This is a genomic window from Vulcanococcus sp. DEBay_Sum22DG08_74 (assembly GCF_017852955.1).
Lineage (GTDB): Bacteria > Cyanobacteriota > Cyanobacteriia > PCC-6307 > Cyanobiaceae > Vulcanococcus.
Genome location: NZ_JAFMKL010000014.1, coordinates 19,777 through 27,893 on the forward strand (window position 1 = coordinate 19,777; position 8,117 = coordinate 27,893).

General features: G+C 65.7%; 10 protein-coding genes. 4 read left to right on the forward strand and 6 right to left on the reverse strand.

Annotated features, from left to right (window positions below; genetic code table 11):
* Positions 1-17: 17 nt before the first annotated feature.
* The 5 genes from QZ184_RS03390 to QZ184_RS03410 all read right to left on the reverse strand — a co-directional run bounded on the left by QZ184_RS03390 (position 18) and on the right by QZ184_RS03410 (position 3,775).
* On the reverse strand, positions 18-1,433 hold the full coding sequence (locus tag QZ184_RS03390; RefSeq protein ID WP_010315731.1) for an NAD(P)(+) transhydrogenase (Re/Si-specific) subunit beta: 1,416 nt from the start codon (positions 1,431-1,433) through the stop codon (positions 18-20).
* Positions 1,430-1,729 carry an NAD(P) transhydrogenase subunit alpha gene (locus QZ184_RS03395; RefSeq protein ID WP_010315729.1) on the reverse strand — a complete coding sequence of 100 codons (300 nt, stop codon included), beginning with the start codon at positions 1,727-1,729 and terminating at the stop codon, positions 1,430-1,432. The genes QZ184_RS03390 and QZ184_RS03395 overlap by 4 nt, the downstream gene beginning before the upstream one ends.
* On the reverse strand, positions 1,726-2,847 hold the full coding sequence (locus QZ184_RS03400) for an NAD(P) transhydrogenase subunit alpha (protein WP_247477348.1): 1,122 nt from the start codon (positions 2,845-2,847) through the stop codon (positions 1,726-1,728). Before QZ184_RS03400 ends, QZ184_RS03395 begins: the two co-directional genes overlap by 4 nt.
* Before the next feature lie 63 nt (positions 2,848-2,910).
* Positions 2,911-3,579 carry an SDR family oxidoreductase gene (locus tag QZ184_RS03405; protein WP_010315726.1) on the reverse strand — a complete coding sequence of 223 codons (669 nt, stop codon included), beginning with the start codon at positions 3,577-3,579 and terminating at the stop codon, positions 2,911-2,913.
* Between the two features lie 4 nt (positions 3,580-3,583).
* Positions 3,584-3,775 (reverse strand): hypothetical protein, encoded by a 192-nt coding sequence (locus tag QZ184_RS03410; protein ID WP_010315723.1) that lies wholly within the window; start codon positions 3,773-3,775, stop codon positions 3,584-3,586.
* Between the two features lie 101 nt (positions 3,776-3,876).
* Between QZ184_RS03410 and QZ184_RS03415 the strand changes: the two genes are divergently transcribed.
* The 3 genes from QZ184_RS03415 to trxB all read left to right on the forward strand — a co-directional run bounded on the left by QZ184_RS03415 (position 3,877) and on the right by trxB (position 7,190).
* A complete protein-coding gene (locus tag QZ184_RS03415) occupies positions 3,877-5,352 on the forward strand; it encodes a DEAD/DEAH box helicase family protein (protein WP_010315721.1) in 1,476 nt (491 codons plus the stop codon).
* Between the two features lie 97 nt (positions 5,353-5,449).
* Positions 5,450-5,695, forward strand: coding sequence for a hypothetical protein (locus QZ184_RS03420; RefSeq protein ID WP_010315719.1), 246 nt, complete (start codon positions 5,450-5,452; stop codon positions 5,693-5,695).
* Positions 5,696-5,819: 124 nt separating this feature from the next.
* Complete coding sequence (gene trxB / locus QZ184_RS03425) at positions 5,820-7,190, forward strand: thioredoxin-disulfide reductase (RefSeq protein ID WP_296418153.1); 1,371 nt, start codon at positions 5,820-5,822, stop codon at positions 7,188-7,190.
* Positions 7,191-7,244: 54 nt separating this feature from the next.
* On the opposite strand, the gene infA is transcribed toward trxB, so the two are convergent.
* The gene (gene infA / locus QZ184_RS03430; protein WP_010310444.1) at positions 7,245-7,511 is read right to left on the reverse strand and encodes a translation initiation factor IF-1; all 267 of its coding nucleotides are present in this window, start codon (positions 7,509-7,511) and stop codon (positions 7,245-7,247) included.
* A 178-nt stretch (positions 7,512-7,689) separates the two neighbouring features.
* Between infA and QZ184_RS03435 the strand changes: the two genes are divergently transcribed.
* Positions 7,690-8,117 (forward strand): pseudouridine synthase (locus QZ184_RS03435; protein WP_296418155.1); only part of this gene is annotated, 428 nt, incomplete at its 3' end.

Sequence of the window (8,117 nt, forward strand, 5' to 3'; positions counted from 1 at the left end):
CATTGACGAGGAGCGAATCAAGCGCCCTTACCGACGCCCTGGCTGCGCAGTTCAGCGCAGAGGCCCTGCAGCACAGCCTTGGCATCACCGAAGACCATGGCGGTTTGGGGCAGCTCAAACAGGGCGTTCTTGATGCCGGCATAACCGGCGCCCATGCTGCGCTTGACCACGAACACCTGACGGGCCCCGTCCACCTCAAGCACGGGCATGCCGTAGAGGGGGCTGTTGGGATCGTTCTTGGCGTCGGGGTTCACCACGTCGTTCGCACCCAGGACGATGACCACATCGGTGCGGGGGAACTCGGGGTTGATGGTGTCCATCTCGAGCAGCTGCTCGTAGGGCACATCGGCTTCCGCCAGCAGCACGTTCATGTGACCCGGCATGCGGCCGGCCACCGGGTGGATGGCGTAGCTGACCTCGGAGCCATTGGCTTCGAGCATCTTGGCCAGCTCGCGCAGGGCGTGCTGGGCCTGGGCCACGGCGAGGCCGTAACCGGGGACGAAGACGACGCGCTCAGCACTCTCGAGGGCCATGGCGCACTCCTCGGGGCTGCAGCTGACGATCCGGGTGTAGCCGGCTTCTTCGCCGCCACCACCAACCGGAGCAGCGCCGCCCAGGGCACCACCAAAGAGAACGCTCACCAGGGAGCGGTTCATGCCGTCGCACATCACCTGGGTGAGGATCAGGCCAGCGGCACCGACCATGGCGCCCGCCACGATCAGCAGCTGACTGCCCACCACGAAGCCAGCGGCGGCAGCAGCCACGCCGGAATAGGAGTTCAGCAACGAGATGACCACCGGCATGTCGGCACCGCCGATGGGCAGGGTCACGCCAATGCCGAGCAGGCTCGAGGCCACCACCAGCAGCCACAGGGACGAGCCAGCGGGATCGCCGGGGAGGGCGAAGGCACCCACCAGAGCGGCAACGGCGATGGCGATGTTCACGCCATGGCGCACCTGGCTCTGGGTCCAACCGGGGGTGTCGATCCAGCCCTGCAGCTTGCCCATCGCAACGATGGAGCCGCTGAAGGTGATCGCACCGACGAAGACCGAGATCACGATGGACACCAGGGCCACCATGTCCGACTCAGCGGAGTTGTAGAGGGCCACCGCAATGGCCACCAGCAGGGAGGCCATGCCACCGCAGCCGTTGAAGAGGGCGACGGTCTCCGGCATGGAGGTCATCGGCACCCGGCGAGCCGTGATCAGACCCAGCAGGCCGCCAGCGGCCGTGCCAACGGCAATCCAGACCCAAGCCACCGGCGAGGGCGCCAGCTGAATCAACAGACCAACGACGGCCAGGCCCATGGCCAGGGCCGCCAGGCCGTTGGCGGAGCGGGCGGAGCGAACCTTGGAGAGGCCCTTGAGGCCCAGGGCCAGCAGCAGGACCGCCAGCAGGTCAATCAGATAACCAAACAGCGCGAGGCCACTCATCGGCGTGCTCCTGACTTCTTGCGGCTGAACATGGCGAGCATGCGGTCGGTCACGAGGAAGCCCCCGATCACGTTGAAGAGGGCAAAGCCCAGGGAGACCGCGCCGAGGATCAACATCCCGGGGTTGCCTTGAGCCTGAGCAATCAGGGTCAGGGAGGCCAGCACGGTGATGCCACTGATGGCGTTCGCGCCGCTCATCAGGGGGGTGTGCAGGGTGGGGGGCACCTTGCCAATCAGTTCCAGACCCAGGAGGCTGCCGAGCAGCAGCACCCAAAGGGCTTCATTCAGGCTGCTCATGCAGCACCTCCGGCAGATTCAGGGGCGTTGTGGCTGAACAGGCAGCCCGAGACGATCTCATCGTCCAGATCGAGGTTCACCGAGGAGGCACCCTCGGCGGTGGTGTTGAGCAACAGCTCAAGCAGCGCCGCGATGTTGCGTGCATAGAGGGCACTGGCGTGGTTGGCCACGCTGCAGGGCAGGCCATCGCCGCCGATCAGCTGAACGCCGTGGCGGATGACGGTCTGGCCGGGCACGGTGCCTTCGCAGTTGCCGCCTTGGGCGACCGCCAGGTCAACCACGACGCTGCCGGGACGCATGTGCTGCAGCATCGCGTCATCGATCAGACGCGGCGCCTTCTTGCCCGGCACCTGGGCCGTGCAGATGACCATGTCGGCCAGGGCCAACTGTTCGGTGAGTTGACGGCGCTGCTCAGCGAGGAAGGCTTCTGTGGCCTGCTTGGCGTAGCCACCGGCTTCGCCGGGCTTCTGATCCAACTCAGGCGGATCAATAAAGCGGCCACCGAGGGACTCCACCTGCTCCTTGGCGGCGGGGCGAACGTCGCTGACGTAGGCCACGGAGCCCAGGCGGCGGGCGGTCGCCAGGGCCTGAAGGCCCGCAACGCCGGCACCCAAGATCAGGGCGCGGGCCGGCTGAATCGTGCCCGCGGCCGTCATCAGCATCGGCACGTAGCGATCCAGGGCCGCCGAAGCGAGCAGAACGGCCTTGTAACCAGCGATGTTGGCCTGGGAGGAGAGCACGTCCATGCTCTGGGCCCGGCTGATCCGAGGCAGCAGCTCAAGGGCGAGTGCGCTCACCTGAGCGGACTGGAAACGCTGTTTGAGGGCGTCGTTGCCGTGGGGCTCCAGCAAACCCAGAAGCAGGGCTCCGGCTTTCGGGGAATGCTTCTGGGCCAGATCCGAACCCTGGACCGTCAGAACGACGTCCGCTTGAGACCACTGCTCAGCACTGGGGTCCGTCAGCGCAGCACCGGCCTCTTCATAGGCCGCGTCGTCGTAACCGCTGGCCTGACCAGCGCCCCGCTCGACGACAAAGGTGCAGCCGCGTGCCGCCAAACGGCGCACGGTTTCGGGAGTGGCCGCGACCCTGGTTTCACCAGGACGGCACTCCCTTGGCACTAAAACACGAATCAATGTCTCGACCCTGGGTGGAGGCAGATTCGCATACGGCCGTAAGCGTTCTCAAGCCAACCAGCTGGCAAGCGCAGGGGGTTCAGGGGCCGGAACGTCCGGAACAGTGCTGGTGATCTCAATGATGCGTCCCGCGCTGGCTGGGACCTCCAAGGCATCCAGGCAAACCCGGGCCACCAGGCGGCGCGGAAGGCTGCCGTCCTCCTGTTGATCAGCACCGGAGAAGCGCAGCTCCTGCGCGGCGATGTCCTCCTCGGCTTCCTTGAGGCCGCCGGGGCGAACGATCGTGACCTCTAGCCCGCTTTGTTCGAGCCACTGCTCGCCGAGGCGTTTCCAGACCAGGATCAGGCCAAAGAGGTTCAGCGGGTGCAGCCAACGGCCCGCACAGAGGGAACTCACCAGCACCAGGCGCTTGAGGCCAACGGAGCGGCAAGCCTCCAGCTGCTGGCGCACGCCAAGGGCATCGACTTTCAGGGGCCCCAACAAATCAATGCTGGGTCGAGCCCCGGTGGCGATGACCAGGGCATCGCAGCCGCGCAGGGCCTGTTGCAGGGCCGCGCTGTCGTTCAGCTGGAGGCGATGCACCTCGGCTCCCTCCAACCCAGGTGGGAGGACTGAGCCAGGTCGGACGATCGCCCGAACCTCGAAACCGCGGGCCAGGGCCTCGGCGACCACTCTCCAGCCGGTTTTGCCGGAAGCGCCGGTGACCGCGACTCGCATGGACTCAGAACAGGGGCAGAAGCTCCTGTTCTAAGCAGCGGGCCTGGGGACTGGAGCCCTGTCGGCGCAACTGGCGCGCCCGCAGGATCATTGGGTCCAGATCGCATTCCAGAGACAGCGCCTCCTCAAAGCGCTGCCGAAGCTCGTCTGGGGTGAGTGCAAACAGAAAACGCTCATCCATGGGCAACAGGGGCAAAGCCCGGGAGCGGGTGATGGCCGGAAGTTAGTGCCTCCAGCGCCAATGCGAATAGGTAGAAGTGCCCAACTTTTTTGGCCGAATCGCCACACAATGGCGGCATGCCATCGCTGTCCTTCGACCTGCGCGTTCCCCGGCGCGCTCCGGCTGCCGCCAAGGCTGTTGAGCAGCGGCCGCTCAGCAACCTGCAACCGCGGCAGTGGCAGACCCAGCTGATCCAACTGCTGCGGCGCCGGCTGGAAACCAACCGGGGCAGCGATGTTCTGATCAACGCCGGGCCCGGGGCCGGCAAAACCCTGGGGGCCCTGCTGAGCTTTGAACGGTTGCTTCGAGAAGGCCGGCTGGAGCGCTTTCTGGTCTTCTGCCACCGCAGCTCCATCGCCGCCCAGTGGATTGCCTCTGCCGAGCGGCTCAACCTGAAGATCCAGGACTGGCAACCGGGCCTCTGCGGCAGCGACCTGGCGGACAGCCAGGGCCTGTTGCTCACCTATCAGGCGGCGGGCCGCAACCTGGAGTCCCTGGAGCAGCAGCTCAAGCAGTGGGGCTGGGGTCCCTGGCTGGCCATCGCCGATGAGGTGCACCACCTCGGGGTCGACCCGGAGGAACCGGAGGCCACGGCCTGGGGCCATGCCTTTAGCCGGCTCAGCCAAAGCGCCCAGTTGCGCCTGGGGCTCACCGGGACGCCGTTTCGAGCCGACAACCTCGGCTTCTGTGCCGCCCGGCGGATCCAGGTCCATGACGGCCAGGAGTGGGTCGAGCAGATCGCTCCTGATCTGAGTGTCGAGCCCAGGGAATTGATCCAGGCCGGTGACGTGCGCCCCCTGGAATTCCGCTTCCAGGACGGCTGGGTGGATCACGGCCGGCAGGGGGAACTGTCAGACACCGAGCGCTCGCCCCTCTCCCAGGAAGAGCGCGAGAGCTGGCGGGCGCGGAACCTGCGGCGCGCCATTCGCCTGGGGGACAGCAGCAGCATCGCCCTGCGGCTGCTGCTCAATGCCCGCAAACGGCTGGAATCCGTTCGGCGCGAGCACCCAGAGGCGGGCGGCCTGGTGGTGGCCCGTGACATTGCCCATGCCCGCCGGATTTGCGGACTGCTGGAGGAGGAAGGGGACCGGGTTCAACTGGTGCACTCCCAAGACCCCGAAGCCGCAGAACGCATGGAGCGCTTCAAGGCGGGCGATTCCGACTGGCTGGTGAGCATCGACATGTGCGCCGAGGGCTTCGATGCACCGAGGCTGCGGGTGGTGGCCTACCTCACCACCGTCGTCACCCGCACTCGCTTCGTGCAGGCCATCACCCGAGCCGTTCGCATGAATGGAGAGCGGGCCAGCGCCGAGAGCGTGCCGCGGCACCCCTCCTACGTCTTTGCCCCAGCCGATCCGCTGCTGATGCAGTACGCCCGGACCTGGTCCCTGAGCGAGCCCTACGTCCTGAGGCCGAAAAGCAGCGACGCTCCGGAAGAAGCAAGTGGACAAAACCGAGGCGCCAGTTTGCCGCTGCAGGCCGTCGAGGATGGTGCCGGAGGGGTGATTCGGGTGCGAGGACCACGCCTTCCTGACTTTTTAATGCAGCAATGACTACATCGAATATTCAGCACTGAATGCGAATTTGTGCGAATCAAGCCCGGAAAGCGGCACGCCAGCCGCCAACCTGGTCTCAACCGCACGGAGAACCATGCACGGTTCAACCCAACGGCGCATCTCGGTCGCAAGCAACTGGGCCGTCACTCGCATCGCTTACCTGGATGATCGCGAGCTTTATGAAGACAGCTACGCCCTGACAGAGGAGTTCCGGGAATGGATCCTCTGCGCCGACGACCAGCCCGAACTGATCCTGGACCAGGTCTTGATGGTGCCCAGCTTCGAGAAGGGCTCAGAGAACGAAACCAGCAACGAATCCGACGGCCTACTTGAAATCTAAAGAGAATCTTTAGGCCTTCCCGTTTATTTGCTCTGGCGAAGGGGATACGGACAACCGTCCAGCCCCTCCCCAATCGCCGCCAGGGAGATCCCTAAACTAAAGCGAAGTCATTCCGCTTTAGGCCATGGCCGCTGGCGCGCCCGGATCGGTTGAAAACCTCGTCATCGTGGGCTCCGGCCCCGCCGGCTACACCGCAGCGATCTACGCCGCCCGGGCCAACCTCAGCCCTGTGGTGATCACGGGTTTTCAGGACGGCGGAATCCCTGGCGGTCAGCTGATGACCACCACCCACGTCGAGAACTTCCCCGGCTTCCCCGATGGAATCCTCGGCCCCGAGCTGATGGACCGGGTCAAGGCCCAGGCCGTCCGCTGGGGCACCCGCTTAATCGAGGCCGACGCCGAGGCCATCGACCTCTCCCAGCGCCCCTTCCGGATCCAGGCGGACGGGCAGACCATCCAGGCCCACGCTGTGATCCTGGCCACGGGTGCCAGCGCCAATCGCCTGGGCCTCCCCAGCGAGCAGCGCTTTTGGAACGCCGGCATCAGCGCCTGCGCCATCTGTGATGGTGCGACCCCGCAGTTCCGAGATGTGGAGCTGGCGGTCGTCGGCGGAGGCGACTCCGCCTGCGAAGAAGCGGTCTATCTGACCAAATACGCCAGCCGCGTCCACCTGATCGTGCGCAGCGACAAGCTCCGCGCCAGCAAGGCCATGGCAGACCGGGTGCTGGCCAACCCCAAGGTGCAGGTGCACTGGAACCGTCAGGTGGCGGACTGCAGCGGTGGCGAGTGGCTCGAGGCGATCCAGCTCAAGGATCCCGCGACCGGCCAGAGCGAAGAGCTCCCCGTGCGGGGCATGTTCTATGCCATCGGCCACACCCCCAACACCCGCCTGGTGCGCGAGCAGCTCAGCACCGATGGCAAGGGCTACCTGATCACCCAGCCGGGGCGCCCCGAGACCAGCCTTGAGGGGGTCTATGCCGCCGGAGACGTGGCCGATGCGGAGTGGCGCCAGGGGATCACGGCCGCCGGTAGCGGCTGCCAGGCCGCCCTCGCCGCCGAACGCTGGCTGACGGAGAAGGACCTGGCGGTCACCGTCAGCCATGAGCCCGTCGATCCAGCCGAGGTGGGCGAAACCAAGCGCACGGCCGTCAGCGATGAGGCCAACTTCAGCAGCGATGGCCTGTGGCAGAAGGGAAGTTTTGCCTTGAGGAAGCTGTATCACGACAGCACCAAACCGCTGGTGGTCGTCTACACCTCACCCACCTGCGGCCCCTGCCACGTGCTCAAACCGCAGCTCAAGCGCGTCCTGGATGAACTGGGAGGACAGGCCCAGGGCATCGAAATCGACATCGAGGCCGAACAGGAGATTGCGCAGCAGGCCGGTGTCAGCGGCACACCCACCGTTCAGGTCTTCCTGAACAAGGAACTCAAGCAACAGTTCCGCGGGGTCAAGCAGCGCAGCGAGTTCAAGGCGGCGATCGAAAGCCTGCTCTAGGCGGCACGGCCCACAAAAAACCCCTGGCCGCTCTGGCCAGGGGTTGAAGAGTGATCAACGGCGACGGGGACCGCCAGGACGGTTTCCACCTGGACGGGGGCCGGCATTGGCGTTGCGCTCGCGGTAGGTGATGCGACCGCGGCTCAGGTCGTAGGGGCTGATCTCCACCAGCACCTTGTCGCCCGCCAGCAATTTGATGCGGAACTTGGTCAGCTTGCCGGCGGCGCGGCAGAGGCATTGGTGGCCAGCGGGCTGCTCGAGGGTGACCAGGTAGAACCCGTTGCCCTGTTCCTTCTCGATGACGCCGGAGGTCTCAATCATGCGCTGCTGCTAGTGGCCAACCCAAGTGCTCTCCACAGCTTAGTTGTCGCTAGGGTCGCGGCTCACGATTGTTTTGGCAGCCGGCATGGTTCTCCCCCCCGTTTCGATGGATCTGGGTCTGCTGATGATCTCGATCGGGGTTGTGAATCTCTGGAAGGCTCGCCAGGCCTCCTGAACCCTGACCACCCTCCTGTTCCACAAGCCCTACGGCGTTCTCAGTCAGTTCACCCCTGAAGAGGGCAGTCGCTGGGGTTGCCTGGCCGATTACATCGAGGTTCCCGGTGTCTATGCAGCGGGGCGGCTGGATGCCGATAGCGAAGGCCTGCTGCTGCTGACCAGCAACGGAAGACTGCAACAGAGGCTGACCGATCCCTCCTGGGGCCACTGGCGCCGCTACTGGAGCCAAGTCGAGGGCATTCCCAGCGAGGATGCCCTCAACGCCCTGCGCTCAGGGCTGGTGATTCAGGGCCAACGCACCCTGCCCGCCCAAGCGCAGGCCCTGCAGGACCCGGGTTGGCCCGAGCGTGATCCACCCATTCGCGTGCGCCAGAGCATCCCCACCAGCTGGCTGCAGCTGGAGCTCCGGGAGGGGCGTAACCGGCAGGT

What these genes read in the sequence shown, in the direction of transcription:
- QZ184_RS03390 (WP_010315731.1), bottom strand. Translation starts at nt 1,433, where the DNA reads ATGAGTGGCCTCGCGCTGTTTGGTTATCTGATTGACCTGCTGGCGGTC.
- QZ184_RS03395 (WP_010315729.1), bottom strand. Translation starts at nt 1,729, where the DNA reads ATGAGCAGCCTGAATGAAGCCCTTTGGGTGCTGCTGCTCGGCAGCCTC.
- QZ184_RS03405 (WP_010315726.1), bottom strand. Translation starts at nt 3,579, where the DNA reads ATGCGAGTCGCGGTCACCGGCGCTTCCGGCAAAACCGGCTGGAGAGTG.
- QZ184_RS03415 (WP_010315721.1), top strand. Translation starts at nt 3,877, where the DNA reads ATGCCATCGCTGTCCTTCGACCTGCGCGTTCCCCGGCGCGCTCCGGCT.
- QZ184_RS03420 (WP_010315719.1), top strand. Translation starts at nt 5,450, where the DNA reads ATGCACGGTTCAACCCAACGGCGCATCTCGGTCGCAAGCAACTGGGCC.
- trxB (WP_296418153.1), top strand. Translation starts at nt 5,820, where the DNA reads ATGGCCGCTGGCGCGCCCGGATCGGTTGAAAACCTCGTCATCGTGGGC.
- infA (WP_010310444.1), bottom strand. Translation starts at nt 7,511, where the DNA reads ATGATTGAGACCTCCGGCGTCATCGAGAAGGAACAGGGCAACGGGTTC.